This window comes from Spartinivicinus poritis, assembly GCF_028858535.1.
Taxonomy (GTDB): Bacteria; Pseudomonadota; Gammaproteobacteria; order Pseudomonadales; family Zooshikellaceae; genus Spartinivicinus; species Spartinivicinus poritis.
The window spans coordinates 272121-293037 of sequence record NZ_JAPMOU010000002.1 but is presented as its reverse complement, the minus strand read 5'-3'; the positions used below and the strand labels follow the sequence as shown (position 1 = coordinate 293037).

The following is a 20917-nucleotide window of genomic DNA, read 5'->3' as shown; positions in this document are numbered from 1 at the left end:
CAAAAAGGACAAGTATTAGTTTTCTTTGTCAGTTGTATTTACCAGTGGTTAGCTTCATTTTGTATGTCGTCACTACGCATTTTGTCAAACACGTAAATTTCCTTACCATGCTCATCTATTTCAACCTGGCCAGCACCCTTGGCACACAGGTATTGCAAAATGACCGTGACTTCTTCAATCGTCATTGTATGGCTGGAGGCCAATTCAAACGCTGTTACCCGGTAGTTGCGCTCCTTAATCATATTAAGGATTATCCGTTCATTATGCTCTTGCTGGGCGGCTTTGGTTTTGGTGTGTGTTTTCCAACTGAATAATGCACCGCCCGCTATCATACCACCACCCAACAGTAACATGGGGATACTGGCATAGCCCAGCAATGAGATAACGCCGCCCATGGAAGCAACGCCATATCCCAAATAGGGATGCTTGGGGAGAGGAGGTGGAGTACTGTCGTCGACTGCCGCTGGAGTAGGCGTTTGGGCTGAGGGAGTGGCTGATCGATTACGAGTGGGTTGTTGGGCAACAGCAGTGGTACTTCTTTGTTTAGGCGCGGCAAAGCCGTATTTTTCACCGATTTTCTTAATCCCTTCGGCATAACCCTGGCCCATACCCCGTACCCGCCATTCACCCTGGTGACGATAAATTTCAAATAAAATGGCACTGTTATAATTTTTAGCTGCAGTTTCAAGGATAAACTTACACACTGGCTGGCCAGTGACAGCACTGACTAAACGGGTTTCTACATAATCGACACTGGAAAAACGCTTGGTTTCTGGGCTGCGGGTAACCAGTAATTCTAGCTTGGCAATGTCATTTGGTATTTGCTCTAGATGAATTTCCCCTTTGGTTTTACTCAGCATGACCCCTTCACCACGCAGGGTAGGATTCGCTGTATAAATAAAATCTTTAATATTTTTAACCTGACTTTCAGCATTGACAGCAACGACGTTTAACTCAATATCATCTAACCCAGGAACACTACGCGCCTGCCATAGCAAGCTTTTACAATGAGCAAAATGCTCAGAAAGGGATAAATTTTCACCCGGTGAAAGCTCAGCCCCATCGGCAAGGGAAATCCCATCATCAGCCTGGAGTGGTTGGGGAAGATTAAACTGATATTGCTCGGCCACTGCCGCTAAGTCACCTGGTGACTCAAAACCAATATAGCGAAGTTTCCACTGACCTTTATGGCGATAAACTTCCAATAGGGTTAATGATTTGGTTTCTGGTGAACAGGCTGGGATATTAATCCGAGCTGCCTGGCCACTGTTCACTCTGACCTGGATATTGTTGACCTGAGAAAAGTTATGGCGACTATTCACGGGTAGAGCTAACACAATATAAAACCGATCGTAGGGGGTGGTGAGTACGGGTAAGGTTAACTCATAAATTTTACCTTGCGAGTGTCGAGTAACCAGATCGGTGATACGGGTGTTGTCTTCCCATAAAAAGTGGGCAATTGTCGTCAACTGCTTATTTTCGTTTACGGCTAAGCCATAAGCTTCTAAGCCCAGGTCGGCAGCTAAACTTCGCCAACCAATATCAATCCTTAATGGCTTTTTGGAATCTAACGAAATATTCTGGCCCCTGATTAACTCCATAGCGCTTTTCATTACCTACTAAATCAACACACTCAGAGTTTACTTGGCTAGTGGAGGTGTCGCAAACCTAAAACCACAGCCGTATACCTACAACCAAATTCACATCATCGGTTTCTTCGCCTTCCTCTCTGGCAAAGTCTGCTGTTTTGCTGTATTTTTTCCACCAATTAATACCAATATAAGGGGCAAACTCTCGCCTGATTTCATAACGTAATCGCAGGCTGAATTCTGCTTCCGATAAACCAGAGCCTACTCCAACGGCTTCATCATTTTTACTAAATGCACTTATCTCAATTTCTGGCGTAAGCACTAAGCGCTGGGTAAATAGCATTTCATATTCAGCTTCCAGTCGCAGTTCGATTTGGCCATGCTCACCTAAAAATAAAAAAGGCTCCGTTTCAAAATAGTAGGGTGCTAACCCTTGAAAACCAAGCGCGAGCCAATGACGCTCGGGGCCTGATTCTAAATCACCACGCCAGCCTGCTTGAAAATCCCAGAATGGCGCCACTGCTCGGCTGTATAATAATTGCAGTTCAGATTCTTCAGTGTTGCCATTGGTATATTCACCTTCCGATTTTAACCAGAGTTTATGCAAATCTTTACCTACCCAGGCTTGAGCATCCCAAGCGATCGGGTTATCACCTTCAGCTTCACGCCGCTCCAGTTGGTTTACCATGAATTTGGTTAATAATGGGTCGTCTTCAGCGGCTGCCAACGCCTGTTCACTGATAAATAAGCTTATACTTAATAAGCTGTATTTTATTGTTGTATTCATAACGCCCCCTAGCTCACTCTCACTTCTCGCATCATACCGGGCATGTGGTAAAGCAAATGACAATGATAAGCCCAGCGGCCTTTAGCATCGGCTGTTACTAAATAACTGATTTTTGAGCCGGGCTGTACGAGCACCGTATGTTTACGAGGGATGTGCTTAGCATCGCCTGTTTCTAGCTCACTCCACATGCCGTGTAAGTGAATAGGGTGGGTCATCATGGTGTCATTAACTAAGGTAATACGCAGCCGTTCGCCATATGTCAACCGCAAAGGTTCTGCATCGGCAAACTTAATCCCATTGACTGACCACATATAACGGTTCATATTGCCAGTTAAGTGCAGTTCGACTTCTCGGCCTGGTTCACCGTGATCATAAGTAGAATACAAGTTATGTATGTCTGCATAGGTGAGCACTTTACGTCCATACAAGCGCTGATGATCTCTTAATCCAATACCAGGATCATTAAGTCCACTTTGTGGCATTTCTGCACGCATATCTACATGGGGGCCAAATTCAGTAGGTGCGTGTTTAATTTCATTATTACTGCCAAATCCCGCCTTACCTAGTTGTTGTTGATGACCTTGATGCTGGCTGTGATCCATACCCCTGGTGTTGTGTTTCATCATTTGATGTTGACTATGATCCATGCTATCAGAGCCATGATCCATACCATGCATACTCCCATGTGCCATACCCATCTCTTGATGGCCTAGCAAAGGGGCTGGGTCCATCGCTGGAATAATCGCTTGTAAGGCTGGGCTGGGGGTGAGCATGCCGCTGGCATAACCGGTTCTATCAATGCTTTGGGCAAATAAGGTATAAGCATTATTTATACTGGGCTCGACAATCACATCATAGGTTTCAGCCACGCCAATCCGAAATTCATCCACCGTGATGGGCTCAATATTTTGTCCATCAGCAGCGACAATTTTCATTTTTAAGCCAGGAATACGTACATCAAAAATGGTCATGGCTGCGCCATTAATAAAGCGCAGCCGTACTTTTTCGCCTTTTTTAAATAAGGCATACCAGTTATCTTCGGGGGTGAACCCATTCATTAAAAAGGTATAGGTATAACCGGTGACGTCGGAAAGATCGGTTTCACTCATGCGCATTTGGTTCCACATGGCGCGCTCATTCCAGGTTTGGCTAATACCTTTAGTTTTAATGTCTTGCCATAAGTCACCGACGGTACGCTCACGAAAATTATAGTAATGACTCATTTTTTTTAATTTGGCGTAAATAGTTTCAGGAGCCTCATCTGACCAGTCTGAAAGCATCACCACATAATCACGGTCAGCATTCACTGGGTCAGGCTCTTTTGGCTCAATCACAATAGCACCATACATCCCCGTTTGCTCTTGAAAACCGGAGTGACTGTGATACCAGTAAGTACCACTTTGGTTAACGGTAAATTGATAAGTAAAGGTTTCGCCGGGTTTTATCCCAGCAAAACTTAAGCCTGGCACCCCATCCATATCGGTAGGCAAAATAATTCCATGCCAATGAATGGAACTATCATGAGCCAGCTGGTTAGTCACATTTAACGTAATTCGATCACCTTCTCGCCATCGTAAAATAGGCGCTGGAATGGTGCCATTAATCGTGGTTGCCTGACGTTCTCTACCGGTAAAATTCATTGGTTGATAACCAATGTTCAAGGAAAACTGTTTGCCTGAGAGTACTTGTGGTACCCGTCGTTTAACCGTATTTGATGCGGTCAATAGGGGCGATGCACCTAAACCACAAAGTAAACTACCCGCCGTGATACCAGTAACGAACTGTCGTCGGGACATAAGAGGGGATGTTGGATGATAAGTTGTCATTAGATATTTCCCTCATCTATTTCATTCTTTCGGTATTTATTATTTTGAGCTTTTTTATTGTAATTGTTCACATACAAAAGTAGTGCAATTTCTTTAATTCGAGATAGCCTACCTTATTTGCTTAGCATTTATATAGGGTTATTATAAAACAGCATTAAACGTGACTATTTTTCCACTACACTGATAATTATGTTAATTAATTTATAGGGCGACTTGACCTTCTAGTGGGTGGAAGCTTTACGATGTGAAGCTATTTCGAAAACATAACTATAGGCAAACCCATTTTTAGGCATAAATGCTTTAGTAGAGCAGTGCAATAATGATGTTAAATAAACTACGACAACAGCGAAGTCATATAGCCCTAACTTTATTGGCTATGTGGGTTATGTTGCATCTTGTCGGTTGTTTAACTGTATGGGTTTCTACTGCTGACACTGATGTTATGGCTAGTATGGATAGCTCAGCAATCCAGCATCATATGGCATTAGCAGTAAGTGGAGATGATATATCCTATACCGCTGATATGGCTTGCAGTGATACGAGTGACACCTGCCAGTCTATGAATAAATGGCAGTCGTTACTGCAATTACCCTTAGAGCCTTTGTTTGCACTTCTCCTTATTATTCCTTGTCTTCAACTGTTGATTGGCCCTCCCATTGGCTTAGCCATACGTCAACAACAGTTGCGGTATGTTCAAGCTAGCCCACCCATTAACCTTCGCCATTGCTGTTGGCTGAAATAGCCTTTCCCTAAAAGCGGTTTCATTACTGTTGCATCCGGTAAAACTGTATTTGCGAGTTATGAAGCCGCGTCCAAGTAATATCTCATTTTCTTTTAAATTTTTATTTAACCTATTACTAATTTATTTCGTTATAGCCAAAGTGAAAGGGTTTTAGGCAAGGCCATCGAGTGCCGAAGCCCCATGAGCCCATAAATAATAGGTGATTGGGGTGAGACACGAAGATAACAAAGCCTAAAAGGCATTCACGAAGGGTATAGGAGGGAATTATGCCTACGCGGTTATTGTGGTGCATTATATTTACCGTTTATGTACCCATGTTGCAGGCTCACTCAGGTCTACTGCTTGATCAGGCAGTTAAAGCAGCGTTAACCAATGAACCAGGGCTTGTAAGTCATCAACTAGAAGCCAATGCACTAAAAGAAGAGCAAGTGGCAGCGAATACATTACCTGATCCAATGGTGAGTATTGGCGCAATCAATGTACCCGATGATACCTTTGACTTTGATCAGGAAAATATGACGCAACTACGCTTTGGGGTGCGTCAGCAATTTCCACGAGGCAATACACTTGCCTTGCAAGGTGATGGTTTAGGGATTCAATCGGCAAATCAACAAGTGAGTGCTGCGCTACGGAAACTGGAAATTAAACGAGCAGTCCGGCTCGCCTGGTTTAGCAGTTGGGGAAGTCAACAAGCCGTTCAATTACTGAAAAATGACCGCTATTTGTTTAGTCAATTAATTGAGTTATCTGAGTCGCTTTACTCGGTTGGTAGAAAAACCCAACAGGATATTTACCAAGCAAAACTCGTCCTAAGTCGGCATGATAATCGGATTATTGAGCTAAAAAAACAGCAACAATCCTCATTGGCGATGCTTGCACGCTGGTTACCCAATCAAACGGTTCGCCGAGTTGCCAACAAACTACCTCACTGGTCTGCTGTAACAAGATCAATCGACCCCCTATTACTCAAACATCCCATGGTTGAAATGAGCAATAAGCAAATTGATTTAGCTGACAATAAAATTGCTTTAGCAAAAGAAGCTTACAAACCGCAATGGGGCGTTGAGTTGGGTTATGGCTTAAGACAAGGTGACGATGCTACGGGCAATGATAGAGCCAACTTTGTTTCCGCCATGGTGACGTTTGATTTACCATTATTTAATGAAAATAAACAGGATAAAACCCTGGCTGCTAATCAAATACGGCGTGAATCGGCTACTTATCAACGAGAAATGTTAATACGCAAGATGCGTTCTCGATACTTGTTGCTCCAATCACAGATAACAGGCATTAATGACAGTATTGCATTGTATCAACATCGATTAATTCCTGAGGCTAATTTACAAGCAAAAGCGGCGTTGGAGTCTTATCAAGCAGATCGCATTGATTTTGCCACGGTGATTCAAGCGTATATCAGTCGGCTTAATGTCAAATTAGAGATGCTGAAATTAAAAGAAAATAGGTTTAAGACATTAGCTCAATTACGATTTTTTACAGAAATACCCTTCGCGAATGGCTCTTAGGCTTTGTTATCTTCGTGCCTTACCTCAGTCACTTATTTTAATAAGCTCCTGGGGCTTCAGCACTCGATGGCCTCGCCTAAAATCCCTTCACTTTGGGTATTAGTACCAAAGAATACATCTTATGAAATATTACTGGTAAATAAATAATGAAAAAAACTTTTTTAGTTATTGTGCTGGTAGGCTTGGGCTTTACTGGTGGTTATTTTGCTCAACAATGGTTGCCCCACTTAATGGGTGATGGTGGGATGACTGATGATGGTATGAGTGAGCCATCAGCTGAGCGTAAGCCTTTATACTGGGTGGCACCAATGGACCCCAATTATAAACGGGATAAGCCTGGCTTGTCGCCAATGGGCATGGACTTAGTGCCTGTTTATCCTGAAGACGCCGCAGGTAAGGATGAGCCTGGGTTGGTTAAAATTGATGCGACGGTAGAAAATAACTTAGGGGTTAAGACCGCTAAAGTAATGAGACAAAAGGTGGCTAGTAACATCAATACCGTCGGCTATATCAGTCACAATGAAGACAAGCTGCATCATATTCATACCCGAGTCGAGGGCTGGATTGAAAAATTAAATCGTAAAGCCGTTGGTGACCCAGTAGAACAAGGTGACATTGTTTTCGAACTTTACTCTCCCACTTTAGTTAATGCCCAATATGAATTTTTAAGCTTATTAAAAACCAATAATAAAGGGTTAATCCAAGCCTCTAAAGAGCGGTTAATGGCATTAGGGTTAGATGGCCAAGCGATTAAACAACTCGTTAATACTCAACAAGTGAGTCAACGTATTCAAATTCGGGCCCCCATGTCCGGTTATGTGACCAAGTTGGGTGTGAGAGAAGGTATGTACGTTAAACCGATGACCCAAATTATGGAAATAGGCGATTTATCAGAGGTTTGGGTAATTGCGGAAGTATTCGCTCGTCAAGCCAGTTTAATTCAGCCGGGGCAACCTGCCACAATGAGTACTGATTTTTTACCCGGAAGAAGCTGGCAAGGTAAAGTGGATTATATTTACCCAGATTTAGACAGCACCACCCGTACGTTTAAAGTCCGGCTACGTTTCCCCAATCAAGCATTATCACTAAAACCGAATATGTTTGTTCATTTGGCTATTGATGCCAAAAGTACAAAGCCCACATTACTGATACCTAACGCTGCATTAATTCGCAGTGGCACCATGAACCGAGTGGTGAAAGCGTTAGGCGATGGTAAGTATCAATCTATAACTGTCACCACAGGAAAAGAAACCGGTCAACAGGTGGAAATTCTGTCTGGGTTAAAAGAAGGTGATCGCATAGTGACTTCAGCACAATTTTTAATTGATTCGGAGTCAAGTATTACCGCTGATTTTAATCGAATGGAAACAGCAGAAAAAATGCCTAAGACTGAAAGTGAAAAACCTGTAGACCATTCAACGATGGACCATTCCAACATGAATCACACCAATCAATGATGTAGAAGGCCTCTGAATATGATTAATAAAATAATTTATTGGTCGCTACATAATCGGTTTTTGATTCTCATTGCGACGTTATTTTTAATTGCTGCTGGGCTTTGGTCGGTGCGGCAAACTCCCATTGATGCAATACCTGACTTGTCGGATGTTCAGGTGATTATTAAAACCAGCTATCCAGGCCAAGCCCCCCAAGTGGTAGAGGATCAAATTACTTACCCATTAACAACAGCTATGTTAGCTGTGCCGGGGGCTGAAACTGTAAGGGGATATTCTTTTTTTGGTGATTCCTATGTCTATGTGATTTTTGACGACGATACCGATTTATATTGGGCACGCTCTAGAGTATTGGAATATTTAAATCAGGTAACCGCCAGTTTGCCTGAAGGCGCAAAACCTTCACTAGGGCCAGATGCCACAGGGGTTGGTTGGACCTATATGTATGCCTTGGTTGATAAAACCGGTAACCATGATTTAGCAGAGCTGACTAGCTTACAAAACTGGTTTTTAAAATATGAATTACAAACTGTACCTGGGGTGTCTGAAATAGCGACGATTGGCGGCATGATCAAGCAATATCAGGTGGTGGTTGACCCCAATAAATTAAGAGCCTATCAAATTCCATTGCACTTAATTCGAGTCGCCATTCAGCAAGCCAATCAGGAAACTGGTGCCTCGGTTGTTGAGTTAGCGGAAGCCGAATATATGGTGCGTTCAAATGGCTATTTAAGTAATCAACAGGATTTAGCCAGTGTTCCATTAGGGTTAAATGTTAATGGTACCCCTTTATTGCTTAAGGATGTGGCGGATATTCGCTTAGGCCCACAAATGCGCCGTGGTATTGGTGAGCTTAATGGTGAAGGTGAAGCGGTTGGCGGTGTAGTAGTCATGCGGTTTGGTGAGAATGCTAAATCAGTCATTGAAGGGGTGAAGCAAAAGCTTAAAGAGTTAGCAATTAGCCTGCCAGAGGGAGTGGAAGTGGTAACCACCTATGATCGTTCCCTATTAATTGATCGTGCGGTGGATAATTTATATGAAAAACTCATTGAAGAATTTTTAGTGGTGACAATTATTTGTGCCATTTTTCTATTTCATTTCCGCTCGGCATTAGTCGTTGTGATTAGTTTACCAGTGGGGATTTTAGGGGCTTATGTGATCATGCATATACAGGGACTGAATGCCAATATTATGTCCCTGGGTGGTATTGCGATTGCGATTGGGGCCATGGTGGATGGTGCCATTGTCATGATTGAAAATGTTCATAAGCACATGGAAAAAACACCACTGACGGATGAGAATCGCTGGGATGTTATTTATCAAGCGTCAAAGGAAGTGGGGGCACCATTATTTTTCTCATTATTAATTATTACCTTAAGCTTCTTACCCGTTTTTACCTTGGAAGCCCAGGAAGGTAAGTTATTTTCGCCACTGGCTTATACCAAAACCTATGCCATGGCGGTGGCTGCGGGTTTAGCTATTACCTTAGTGCCGGTATTAATGGGTTATTTTATTCGCGGTAAAGTGATTGCTGAGCATAAAAACCCGATAAACAGAGGCTTAATCGCCATTTACCAACCTTTGTTACAAGGTGTTTTGCAATTTCCTAAAACCACTTTATTGATGACAGTTGTGGTATTAGTGGCCGGTTTATGGCCTGCCACTAAGTTAGGCAGCGAGTTTATGCCCCCACTAGATGAAGGGGATTTAATGTATATGCCGACGACCTACCCAGGCGTATCCATTGGTAAAGCCAGGGAGTTATTGCAACAAACGGATAAACTCATTCGCACCATTCCTGAAGTAAAAACCGTTTACGGTAAAATTGGTCGAGCTGATACAGCCACTGACCCTGCACCATTAACCATGATCGAAACGGTCATCCAGCTTAAACCCCGTTCAGAATGGCGGCCTGGTATGACCACCGATACGCTGAAAAAAGAAATGGATGCTTTAGTACAGTTTCCCGGTTTAACCAATGCCTGGGTAATGCCGATTAAAACCCGTATCGATATGTTAGCCACCGGGATAAAAACCCCTGTGGGGATAAAAGTAGCTGGGCCACAACTGACGGAAATTGAAAAAATTGGTAAACAACTAGAACAAGTACTTAAAGACGTTAAGGGTACAGCTTCGGTTTATTCAGAGCGAGTGGCAGGTGGTCGCTATATTAAAGTGGATATTAACCGGTTAAAAGCGGCCCGCTATGGCTTAAATATCAGTGATATCCAAATGGTGATTCGTACCGCGATAGGGGGGATGAATATTACCCAAACCATTGAAGGTTTAGAGCGTTACCCGGTTAATATTCGTTACCCACAGGATTATCGTAATTCGCTGGAGCAGCTTAAACAGCTCGCTATTGTTACCCCTCGTAAAGAGCGGTTAGCGCTATCGGATGTAGCGAATGTGTTTATTGACGATGGGCCACCTGCGATTAAAAGTGAAAATGCCAGAATTAATGGCTGGACTTTTGTGGATATTGAAGGGCGTGACTTAGGCACTTATGTGGCTGAGGCACAACAAGTGGTTGCTGATCAATTAACTTTGCCAGCGGGTTATTCCCTTACCTGGTCAGGTCAATATGAATATATGGAGCGGGCTAAACAACGATTAATGGTCGTGGTGCCATTAACCTTGGTGATTATTGCACTACTGTTATATTTAAATTTCCGCAATTTAATTGAAGTGCTGATTATTATGGGCACCGTCCCCTTTGCGTTGATTGGTGGCTTATGGTTGATGTATTTAAGTGGCTATGTCATGTCAGTCGCCGTGGGTGTTGGGTTTATTGCTTTAGCGGGGGTTACTGTAGAAATTGGGGTGTTAATGCTGGTTTATTTGAACCAAGCCTGGCAACAACGACTGGCAGAAAATAATCAAACCTTAACTTTATCGGAATTACAGCAAGTGGTTATGGAAGGTGCTGCACAACGGGTGCGGCCTATTACTATGACGGTTGCAGCCATTATCGCTGGCCTTGTGCCTATTATGGTCGGCTCAGGTACTGGCTCGGAAGTGATGCAACGAATAGCAGGCCCAATGATTGGCGGGATGGTGAGTTCTGTCATATTAACCCTACTAGTGATACCCGTTATCTATTTTATATGGAAGTCGCGAGGACTATCGGAAGCAAAAAAAGTGTAAAAAATAAGTTTAGTGTCTGATATAGGATAACAGCGCATTCTTTCTCCGCTCTTGAAGGGCTTTCCCTAGCCCATCAAGCGCTAAAGCGACATCCCTGTCGCAGCTACAGAATACCCTGTTACCCCATATTCGCTAGCTTTTGCAACACTCTCAAAGGGAGTGGTAAGCAGCATTTACGACAATTTCTATAATGAGGAGAAAAACATGAAAAAATGTAATCAATTAGCAATTGGTGTGATGGTGAGTGCCTTGGGTTTTAGTACCTGGGTGAATGCAGGTAAAGGTGAGCCTGGGCATGGCCACAATGAACATAAAGCGCAAAAAGCAGGTCATCATGGCAAAGATCACCACGGTGATGGACACCATGGAAAAGGTATGCATCATGGGTCAGTCACAGGTAGTCCAGGTAAAGCGGATCAAGTGAATCAAACGGTTAAGGTGATTGCTGGTGATGATATGCGGTTTGTTTTTTCACCTAATCGATTTAAGTCAGGTGAAACAGTAAAATTTTTAATTACCAATACCGGCAAATTAGCCCATGAATTTTCAATTGGCACCCAGAAAGAGCATAAAGCTCATGGCAAAATGATGCGAGAAAACCCTGGTATGGTGCATGCGGGTGGTGGTAATTCCATTACCGTTGAACCTGGAAAAACTGGGGAATTAATCTGGCAGTTTTCTAAAGCAGATAATATTCAGGCCGCTTGTAATATTCCTGGTCATTATGAAGCAGGTATGCATAAGCCGATAGAAATCTCTCCGTAAAATGAAAGTAAGATGAAAATTTTTAAACAAGTTTATTGGCGCCAGTGGTTGTATACCTACTTATTTGGAGCAGTTTTACACTGCAATTGAGGTAACAGGTTAAATACGAATTTGGTTGAAGACATTTATGTTAATATCCCCACTGACTGATCGACGTTATCGACATCTCTTTTCTGCACAGGTTATTGCCCTGTTCGGTTCAGGCTTAACTACCGTTGCGTTGGCATTATTAGCTCATCAATTGGCTGGTGGAGAGGCTGGAAAAGTGCTGGGTTTCGCGCTGGCACTTAAAATGGTTGCTTATGTCGTCATCTCCCCTTTGATAAGCGCTTTCATTCAACACTTTCCTCGCCGTGCGATTTTGGTCACGTTAGATTTACTTCGAGCTGCTGTAGTGCTTGTGTTGCCATGGGTTACAGAAGTTTGGCAAATATATCTCTTAGTGTTTTTGCTCAATGTTTTTTCTGCTGGATTTACCCCCGTTTTTCAGGCAACCATTCCAGACATCATTAAAAATAAAGCCCAATACACGAAGGCTTTGTCACTCTCTCGCCTCGCTTATGACCTGGAAAACCTGCTTAGTCCTATGGCGGCGGCAGCACTAATTACATTGATGAGTTTTAATATGCTGTTTCTGCTAAACACAGTCGCATTTTTAATATCAGCAGCATTGGTCGTGACCATCAGCATACCGGACAAAGTACAACACAACGGAGACTTAAGCTTCTGGTCCCGAGCCAACCAAGGCATGAAAATATATTTTAAAACACCTCGGCTCAGAGGCTTACTTGCTTTATTTATGGCTGTCGCTGCTGCAGGCGCAATGCAAATAGTGAATACTGTCGTCTATGTTCGTACTGAGTTAGACCTCGGGGAATCTTGGGTAGCGCTAGCCTTTGCAGCAGTGGGTGGTGGCTCAATGCTGGCGGCATTTTCAATACCGTTTATTTTAAAGAAACTAAGTGAACGTCAAACGATGTTGATTGGTGGCAGCTTGATGGGTGTCAGTATGTTATTAGGGCTGACATTACCTGAAATCAACGTACTTTTGGTGCTTTGGTGGCTTATTGGTGTCGGAACCTCCATGATTTTAACGCCAGTGGGGCAACTATTAACCCTCTCCTGTCAAGAGTCTGATCGTCCTGCCGTCTTTGCTGCCCAGTTCTCTCTATCCCATGCTTGCTGGTTAATCGCTTATCCATTAGCTGGCTGGTTAGGGGCTCAATTTGGAATGACTGTCGCCTTTGGTGTACTTGGTCTTACAGCGCTGATTTCAGTGGGTGTGGCTGCTGGTATTTGGCCTAAGCATGATCAGTATGAACTTGAGCATACTCATGAAGCTAATGAGCACAATCATTGGCATGTTCACGATGAACATCATCAACATGATCATGAAGGTTGGGAGGGGCCTGAGTCTCATAGTCATCCACACCGGCATACAGCAGTCAAACACATTCATCCTTTTGTTATCGATGATCACCACTCAAGATGGCCTTAAAAAAACGGTGCATAACCTACCAGGCATGCACCGCTAAAATAATTTTTATTAATTATTTAAAAGTGTATTTACAGTTTGCCAGTGTAATTAGCAGTAATAATATTCCCAAGCTCATCAATGAAAACATACAATGATTTATTGGCAGGATCAGTTGCTTGAGGATTGTCATATTTAACAACCCATAACTTACCACCCTGTGCATCTTGCTGAGAAATAGAGCCATTTTTTACATTTTTCCACGACTCAGCTACTTGTTTGCTGCTAATAAGTTGCTGTTTAACGGCTTCGGCACGTTCAGATACTTGGGTTTCTGATATAGGTGCTGCAACGCCATGATTTGAGTGGGCATTGACAGGGCCAGCTAATACAACAGACAAAAGCGCTACACTCATTAAACGCACTATAAACATAAAATTTCTCCAAAGTGTTTCGTTAAAAAATTAATTGCTAAATGGTTTATTCAGGCTGATATAAGGTTTCGTAGAAGCCGCTGGTTTTCACAACAACAGTGACGGGCTCAGAGCCTTTATTTTGCCAATACCAGCCATGGGTACCATCAAACGGTGCTTCAAAAGCGCCACTGGCACTGGATTGATTTCGCCCAACCCAATAACTGGTGAATTCATCCCCAGCATTCAGGCGTTCACCATGCATATCAAAGCTGACTTCGCCGCCTTGTACTTCCCAATTGAAAACAAAGCGTTCGCCTGCAACCATTTTGGCTTTGATCTCAGCACCCTCATTAGGGCCTAGCGTAAGTGACATTGTGTCGTTGCGCAGAGCTTCTTTCCCCTTCCAGACAGAGCTAACAGTTGCTAGTAAGGTGGGAGCAGAAGAAGCAGGTTGACTATGGGAGTCATGGTCAGAACTTAATACAGTCAGTCCTAATTGCTTGCCAATACCTGTTGGGTCTAAGCCGTACTCTGCTGGCAGTATGGTGGTAACAAGTAGTAGAGCACCCACTAAAAAGGCAACGACTGTTGCTTTTAACAAGCTTTTATTAGAAGGCAATCCTTCTCGATTCATATTGGATATATCTTGTTGCACATGGAGCTCCTTAAGAAACAGTGAAAAAACCAGTCATTTGGTAACCCATCAACATAAAACCCGCTGCCATCAAAACAACGTTGGCTGCGAAAGCTTGTTTAAAAAAAGCATCCGTACGCCGCCAAAAATTCATGATGATGAGGATTGCGCTCAATGCGACAAGCTGGCCAATTTCAACACCTACATTAAATGCAAGAATGTTTGAAACCAATCCATCTTCAGACAGAGTAAAGTCCTGCAATTTTGTCGCTAGGCCAAAGCCATGGAAAAAACCAAAGATTAAAACAGCGGCTTTTGTATTCGGTTGGAAACCAAACCAACGACGAAATGCCCCTAGGTTATCCAAGGCTTTATAAACCACTGATAAACCAATAATGGCATCCACAATATAGGGATTGACATGGGTCTCACTGAGCACGCCATAAAGCAAAGTAACACTATGCCCAATAGCAAATAATGTTACGTAAATACCAACATCTTTCATTCGGTATAGGAAGAAAATGACCCCAACCAGAAACAAAAGGTGGTCATAACCCGTCACCATATGCTTGGCACCGAGATAAATAAACGGCAAGAGTTGAGCACCGGAAGCTTGCTCAATAAACATCGCATCGCCTTCCTCAACGCCATGGGCTGATGCTTGAGAAACAATACCCATGGTTAATATCAGTAAGGCAAGCAGCTTCCAATGAGAACCCACGCCTGAGCCCCATCGTAAAAAAGATGAAAACAAAGACATTCGGTCTTTCTCCAAAAACTGAAATATTAATAAGGGGTGTTAAACACCAACGTTAAGTGGTAACACCCAATCTTTTTGTGTCAGGCAGCAAGTAATGCTTTTGGTGGGCGATATAAGTAGAACGGATCACTTGGCAAGGGTGATGGCGGTTCACTCCAAATAGATGCTTCAGGCAATTCATCAACTAACAGCAAAGCGATCGGCAGTGAAGAGGGGTTATCGATGGAGTCCAATAAATGCAGTACAAGGTGGTTAGCATCAGAGATTTCAGCCGATCCATCATGATGCAGGTGATCAAGAATGGGGGTATGAGTGTGGTCATGACTATGGGTAAGCGAAAGCTTGAAGGGAGTTATACTTTTAGAGGTTTCATGAAAGCATTGGTCAGCAACCCATAAGCCACGACAAAAAATCATAACCACTACTGTGACTATGAGAAGCACCGAGCAACAACGTGATTGATGAAATGCATTAAGCGTCAACTAACAAACCTCTTTAAGCAAAGCCAGTTTAAAAGCTCCAGCCTCAAGTCATAAAGTCGTGCACATATTAACCAAGGTGTTGAGTAAACTCAATCATCAACTTCCATCCTTGATTTCATTATACATAGCAATTCTAACTTTTATTCGGTTAACTAAGAGAATGGATTATTGTGAATCTGTGATGGGGCATCAGCTTATGCCTCAAAAGAAGTATATTCGTTTAAGTATATAGCTTACTGATATCTTGATGAGTAGGTTTATGGAAAAAACGATAATGCTTACACTCTGTAACGGTAGCATACAACCTGATAGGTAAGACTAGGTCGAATAATGGAGCATAAAAAAACGACTAATCAATCGGCGTGGTCAGTTTTTCTGATATTTTTACGTTTGGGGTTAACTTCATTTGGTGGGCCAGTGGCACACCTTGGTTACTTTCGTGATGAGTTTGTAATACGCCGGCAATGGTTAACAGAAAAAAACTATGCTGATTTGGTTGCGCTTTGCCAGTTTTTACCCGGCCCTGCCAGTAGTCAAGTTGGTCTAGCGCTGGGCATTTCACAGGCAGGTTATTTAGGGGCTTTTGCTGCTTGGTTGGGGTTTACCCTACCGTCGGCTTTCATGTTAGTTGGGTTTGCTTTGGGTATTGCACACCATGGCGATATGATGCCGTTGGGTGTATTGCATGGTTTAAAAGTCGTGGCTGTTGCTGTGGTGGCTCAGGCAGTTTGGGGGATGGCTTGTAATCTTTGCCCTGATAGGCAACGAGTGTCTTTAATGGCATGTTCTGCTTGTGGCATGTTGTTTTTTACATCAGTTTGGGCACAGGTGGGGGTTATCATTTGTGCAGGCTTAGTGGGTATGTTAATGGTTAGACCAACGACCTGTGTTGTACATAACCCAATGTCTATCTCAATCAGCCGTCGTACCGGGGGGATTTGGATACTGCTGTTTATAGTGCTATTAGTTGTGCTTCCTACTTTGACCCAGTTATTATCTGAGCAGTGGCTGGCAATGGTTGATTCTTTTTATCGGGCGGGTGCTTTGGTGTTTGGTGGTGGCCATGTCGTATTACCATTATTGCAGGCAGAGGTTGTGCCATCCGGTTGGGTGACAAATGAAGCTTTTTTAGCAGGGTATGGGGCAGCTCAAGCAGTACCTGGGCCTTTATTTACATTTGCTGCTTATTTAGGTGCTTCAATGACTCAATCGCCAACGGGGTGGTTGGGGGGCATCCTCTGTTTGATAGCGATTTTTATCCCTTCATTTTTATTGGTTGCTGGCGCCTTGCCTTTTTGGGAGCAATTACGTGCAAATGCAAAAGTGCAAGCAGCGCTCACTGGTATTAATGCCAGTGTCGTAGGGTTACTACTAGCAGCCTTATATCAGCCAGTGTGGTCAAGTGCCATCCAGCAGCCACAAGATTTTGCTGTAGCACTAGTCGCTTTTATAGCTCTGATGTTTTGGAAATTACCTCCTTGGTTGGTGGTGTTGAGTTGTGGTTTAATTGGTTGGCTGTTAAATATAGCATTATAAAAATAAGTAAAATGAATAATGGTATTTTTTGCTGGGTTATCATCCGGCTCAATTGTTACCTGGGCCGTCATTTACTTTTCTTGCCGCTGTTTTAATAAGGTTGCAATTTCTTGTTGGCCAAATTGATTAGCAAACGTCAGGCTTCGGTTATCCAAATGCTGGTCATCACAATCGATCGTAAATAGTTTACGAGATATACTAAGCTCCCCTGATACTATAGCTGCCATAAGGGCAGTATTACCCCGTTCATCCACTAAACAGGCAGAAGCATCAGCCGCTAAAAGTTGATCGACAATTTCGGGCTGTCCACGAAAAGCGGCTACCATCAAACCGGTATAACCTTGATTGTTTTGGAAGTTTACATTAACACCAGAATCGATAAATAATTTCATTAACTCAGTATCGCCTGTGCGAGCAGCATGAAAGAAAGCCAGCTCGACCTCTTGCGCAGCTGAAAGGGGTTGTCCATTTTCTGGTGTTGTTTCTTGCTTAGCTTGTACAGTCGTATTATTTGGTTGATTTGGGTTAGGTTGCGTACATGAGGCTAATAGGGTAAATAACAATATAAGAAAATATCCAATATATTTTTGCATCTGTAAATTCCTATTGGTTTTTGAATAACAACTATTCACTGACAGGTTGTCTTAAAAGTGCTTGAAGCAGTCTTTGGGAGGGTGTTGCGAAAGCTAGCGGGTATGGAGTGACAGGGTGTTCTGTAGCTAAGGCATGGATGCCTTTTTAGCGCTTGATGGGCCAGGGACGGCACTTCAAGCGCGGCGGATGAATATCCTGTTATTCCATATCGAACACTAAATTTACTTCCTCCTTTTTTTGCGACCCTTTCAAAAGAATAGAGAGTCTAAAGTCTCCTTTCGCAACAGCTGTTAAGTGATTAATTAGGTTATTTATATTGATTAGGCTTTAGGCCTAATTTGTCGCCTAAACGCTGACCATACTCATGATCTGCCTTGTAAAAGTAGCTGACCATCTTGGTTTGAATGCCTTTATCTGTCACTTGGGCAAGGGCGCCAGACAAGTTACTAATCAAGTTAGTTCTTTCCTGAGGGCTAAACTTGCGATAAAGAATGCCTGCTTGGTAAAAGTTTTTGGGCTTGCTGATTTCTTCTCTCACCATATAACCCTGTAATATTGCAGAGTTGTCTTTTTCTGGGGTCACCTGGTCATTGACATGATGACTGGGGTAGTAGTTAACATCCCCTTGTTGATCAGAAAAGTTCATTGCTCCATCAATATTATAATTAGTGACTTTAATCAGTGGGCGGTTTGCCGGTAATAACTGATAGTTGGTGCCTAACCGATAAATTTGTGCGTCAGCATAGGAGAATAACCGACCTTGCAGCATTTTATCCGGCGAAGGTGCAATCCCAGGAATCATCCGAGAAGGGGCGTAAGCAGCCATTTCGGTAAACTGGAAGAAGTTGGGTGGTATTTTATCTAATACCAAGGTGCCGACTTTCACTTCAGGCACATCGAACCACTGCTTAGTATCATCGAAAATATTAAAGTTAAACTTATCCAGGTCTTTTGGATCAATGAGTTTTACCATTAAATCCCATTTTGGATAATTACCTTTTTTAATATTGTCGTAAAGATCACGGGTCATATGACTAAAGTCTTTGCCTTGAATTTTTTCTGCTTCTGCACTGGTTAAGTTTTTAATCCCTTGGTGTGATTTCCAGTGAAATTTAGCCCATTTAATATCACCCTTTTTATTAATCAACTTAAAGGCGTGAACCCCAAAACCATCCATTGTACGGTAAGAAGCGGGTATTCCATGGTCGGAGAATAACCAGGTGAGGGTTTGGGTAGCTTCTGGCGTTTTAGCAAAGAAATCAAAAAAGCGGTTTGGATCTTGTAAATTGGTGACTGGAGAAGGTTTATTGGCATGAGTAAAATCGGGGAATTTAATCGCATCACGAATAAAAAATGTTGGCAGATGATTGCCCACTAAATCCCAGTTGCCGGTTTTAGTATAAAATTTAACCGCAAACCCCCTTGGGTCGCGAGCTGTTTCGGGGGATCCTTTAGAATGAATAACGCTGGAAAAACGAACTAATACAGGCGTTTTTTGGCCTTTTTTAAATAATGAGGCCGTTGTATATTTTGAAAAGTCTTTCGATGCTAGGAAATAACCTTGAGCACCGGTACCGCGAGGATGCATCACGCGTTCAGGTATTCGTTCGCGACTAAAACGTTGGAGTTTTTCAATTAAATGAACATCTTGTAATAGCACAGAACCATTATTACCAACAGTTAATGAGTTTTTAGTATCAGTAATGGGGGCGCCGTTATCATCAGTCAGTACTTGGGCATTGACCATAGAGGCCAATACGACACTGACTGCTGTCGTGATTAATTTGGTTGGAAAATTTTTCATTGAGTAGCTCCTAAGTGACTAATCACACCTTCTGGTCTGAGTTTTTGATCATAAGAGCTGTTATTTAGGGAATAAAATGGAATGAATATATGACAGTTATAGACTATTTCTATTTATCCCCTTCGTGAATGACTTTTATGGCTTTAATTTTAATATTAGCCGACAATTAATTGATGATAAATGACACTATAAATATATAGAAGAGCAGGCTATATGTAAGATGATGGGTCACTATTTTTTATTCTGCTAACTTTGTTTTTCATTCTAGCAAATGAATATATTTTCCACGAATAATGTTATTTGGGTTTGATTTTTTCAAGTTATAAATACCTTCATCCAATTTGTAACTACTCTAACGACATTGATCGGTTAAAAATTAATCTGGAATTGGTCAGACTAAGTTCAAACAAAGATTCATAACGGGCTAGGAAAGCAGTACAACGACCTTTTTAATCAGCTAGCGGTAGATGTTTACCCATAGGCTTATTTAATCAGGTTTAAAACCAGCGTTTAGATAGTGATAAGTAATTCTTTATCACAGTGTTGCATTAATGGCTTTTTTACTCTCAAGCAAACAGCCTTGCTTGGCTGTTGGTGTTTGTGTAGCGAAAACGAGCATGGGTTGAACAGAATAGTAGGTAGTTGCGAGTAAATAGCTCTGTCCCGTTGGGTGTTGGGTTGTTTATTAATTGGAAGATCGAGTAAACTGTCACTAGTGATAGTAGCATGATTGTAAACACGTGAATTATCTGGCCCATTTATACTTATCTCAGCATGACCAAGGGTTGTCCTTATTGGGTAATCTGATGGGGGACTTTTGTAAGGGAGTTGATCTGAACCGATTACCAGAAGCTGTCAAGCTCGGTATTTATAATCATCGTGCTGTAGATCGATTTACTGATAATCATGTTGTTGTACAAGGGCTAAAACCCCTATTTGATCGGCGTTTCCGACGTTTTTCAGGTATTATTACCGATGTTATATTTGACCACTTTTTAATAAAGCACTGGTCAACATTTTCTGACACTCCACTGCACAGATTTATTGAGCACTCCTATAATGCTCTTTGGCTACATCGTCAGTGGATGCCTGCACCAATGACTGATACTGTAGGACGTATTATTGAGCACAATGGGTTAATGGCTTATGGATCGTTGGAAGGGGTGAGAATGACTTTGCTGCGTCTGTCACAGCGAATCCGTTTTGATAATCCGCTGGCTGAATCGCAAACAGAAATTCTGAAAAACTATACGAAACTTGATGACGGCTTTTTGCAATTTTTTCCAGAATTAATAGAGTATATTGATCACCTAGCCATTGAAGTTGAAAATGCCCAGTTGAACTAAAGAGTAGCTCTAGTCATTGTTATTGGCCTCTGTGTAAT

Annotated in this window: 17 protein-coding genes; 8 read left to right on the top strand and 9 right to left on the bottom strand. The window is 42.4% G+C overall.

Translation table 11 applies throughout. The annotated features are described in order from the left end of the window. Positions 1-38: 38 nt before the first annotated feature. The 3 genes from ORQ98_RS02770 to ORQ98_RS02760 form a co-directional block, all read right to left on the bottom strand. Positions 39-1601, bottom strand: coding sequence for a TerD family protein (locus ORQ98_RS02770; RefSeq protein ID WP_274687253.1), 1563 nt, complete (start codon positions 1599-1601; stop codon positions 39-41). Positions 1602-1668: 67 nt separating this feature from the next. Continuing rightward, a complete protein-coding gene (locus ORQ98_RS02765; RefSeq protein WP_274687252.1) occupies positions 1669-2376 on the bottom strand; it encodes a copper resistance protein B in 708 nt (235 codons plus the stop codon). Positions 2377-2384: 8 nt separating this feature from the next. Further along, positions 2385-4202 carry a copper resistance system multicopper oxidase gene (locus ORQ98_RS02760; protein ID WP_274687251.1) on the bottom strand — a complete coding sequence of 606 codons (1818 nt, stop codon included), beginning with the start codon at positions 4200-4202 and terminating at the stop codon, positions 2385-2387. Between the two features lie 319 nt (positions 4203-4521). Between ORQ98_RS02760 and ORQ98_RS02755 the strand changes: the two genes are divergently transcribed. The 6 genes from ORQ98_RS02755 (at position 4522) to ORQ98_RS02730 (ending at position 13331) form a co-directional block, all read left to right on the top strand. Next, complete coding sequence (locus ORQ98_RS02755) at positions 4522-4944, top strand: hypothetical protein (protein ID WP_274687250.1); 423 nt, start codon at positions 4522-4524, stop codon at positions 4942-4944. Positions 4945-5210: 266 nt separating this feature from the next. After that, the gene (locus ORQ98_RS02750; RefSeq protein ID WP_274687249.1) at positions 5211-6467 is read left to right on the top strand and encodes a TolC family protein; all 1257 of its coding nucleotides are present in this window, start codon (positions 5211-5213) and stop codon (positions 6465-6467) included. Positions 6468-6613: 146 nt separating this feature from the next. Beyond that, positions 6614-7924 (top strand): efflux RND transporter periplasmic adaptor subunit, encoded by a 1311-nt coding sequence (locus tag ORQ98_RS02745; protein ID WP_274687248.1) that lies wholly within the window; start codon positions 6614-6616, stop codon positions 7922-7924. Between the two features lie 18 nt (positions 7925-7942). Then, positions 7943-11068, top strand: coding sequence for an efflux RND transporter permease subunit (locus ORQ98_RS02740; protein ID WP_274687247.1), 3126 nt, complete (start codon positions 7943-7945; stop codon positions 11066-11068). Between the two features lie 204 nt (positions 11069-11272). Next, the gene (locus ORQ98_RS02735; RefSeq protein WP_274687246.1) at positions 11273-11833 is read left to right on the top strand and encodes a cupredoxin domain-containing protein; all 561 of its coding nucleotides are present in this window, start codon (positions 11273-11275) and stop codon (positions 11831-11833) included. Between the two features lie 127 nt (positions 11834-11960). Beyond that, on the top strand, positions 11961-13331 hold the full coding sequence (locus ORQ98_RS02730; RefSeq protein WP_274687245.1) for an MFS transporter: 1371 nt from the start codon (positions 11961-11963) through the stop codon (positions 13329-13331). Positions 13332-13399: 68 nt separating this feature from the next. On the opposite strand, the gene ORQ98_RS02725 is transcribed toward ORQ98_RS02730, so the two are convergent. The 4 genes from ORQ98_RS02725 to ORQ98_RS02710 all read right to left on the bottom strand — a co-directional run bounded on the left by ORQ98_RS02725 (position 13400) and on the right by ORQ98_RS02710 (position 15533). Further along, on the bottom strand, positions 13400-13741 hold the full coding sequence (locus ORQ98_RS02725) for a DUF6488 family protein (RefSeq protein WP_274687244.1): 342 nt from the start codon (positions 13739-13741) through the stop codon (positions 13400-13402). 46 nt (positions 13742-13787) lie between these two features. Then, positions 13788-14378 carry a hypothetical protein gene (locus ORQ98_RS02720; RefSeq protein WP_274687243.1) on the bottom strand — a complete coding sequence of 197 codons (591 nt, stop codon included), beginning with the start codon at positions 14376-14378 and terminating at the stop codon, positions 13788-13790. A 10-nt stretch (positions 14379-14388) separates the two neighbouring features. Further along, on the bottom strand, positions 14389-15036 hold the full coding sequence (locus ORQ98_RS02715; protein ID WP_274687296.1) for a HupE/UreJ family protein: 648 nt from the start codon (positions 15034-15036) through the stop codon (positions 14389-14391). 161 nt (positions 15037-15197) lie between these two features. After that, a complete protein-coding gene (locus tag ORQ98_RS02710; RefSeq protein ID WP_274687242.1) occupies positions 15198-15533 on the bottom strand; it encodes a hypothetical protein in 336 nt (111 codons plus the stop codon). 396 nt (positions 15534-15929) lie between these two features. Between ORQ98_RS02710 and chrA the strand changes: the two genes are divergently transcribed. Further along, complete coding sequence (gene chrA / locus ORQ98_RS02705; protein ID WP_274687241.1) at positions 15930-17135, top strand: chromate efflux transporter; 1206 nt, start codon at positions 15930-15932, stop codon at positions 17133-17135. A 71-nt stretch (positions 17136-17206) separates the two neighbouring features. Here chrA and ORQ98_RS02700 read toward each other — a convergent pair whose 3' ends face one another. Then, positions 17207-17728, bottom strand: a complete 522-nt coding sequence (locus tag ORQ98_RS02700; RefSeq protein ID WP_274687240.1) for an ankyrin repeat domain-containing protein — start codon at positions 17726-17728, stop codon at positions 17207-17209. A gap of 308 nt (positions 17729-18036) precedes the next feature. Beyond that, entirely contained in the window at positions 18037-19533 is a 1497-nt protein-coding gene (locus ORQ98_RS02695; RefSeq protein WP_274687239.1) for a catalase, read from the bottom strand. Positions 19534-20273: 740 nt separating this feature from the next. On the opposite strand from ORQ98_RS02695, the gene ORQ98_RS02690 reads away from it, so the two are divergent. Then, positions 20274-20879, top strand: a complete 606-nt coding sequence (locus ORQ98_RS02690; RefSeq protein WP_425347660.1) for an acyl carrier protein phosphodiesterase — start codon at positions 20274-20276, stop codon at positions 20877-20879. The last annotated feature ends 38 nt before the right edge of the window (positions 20880-20917 follow it).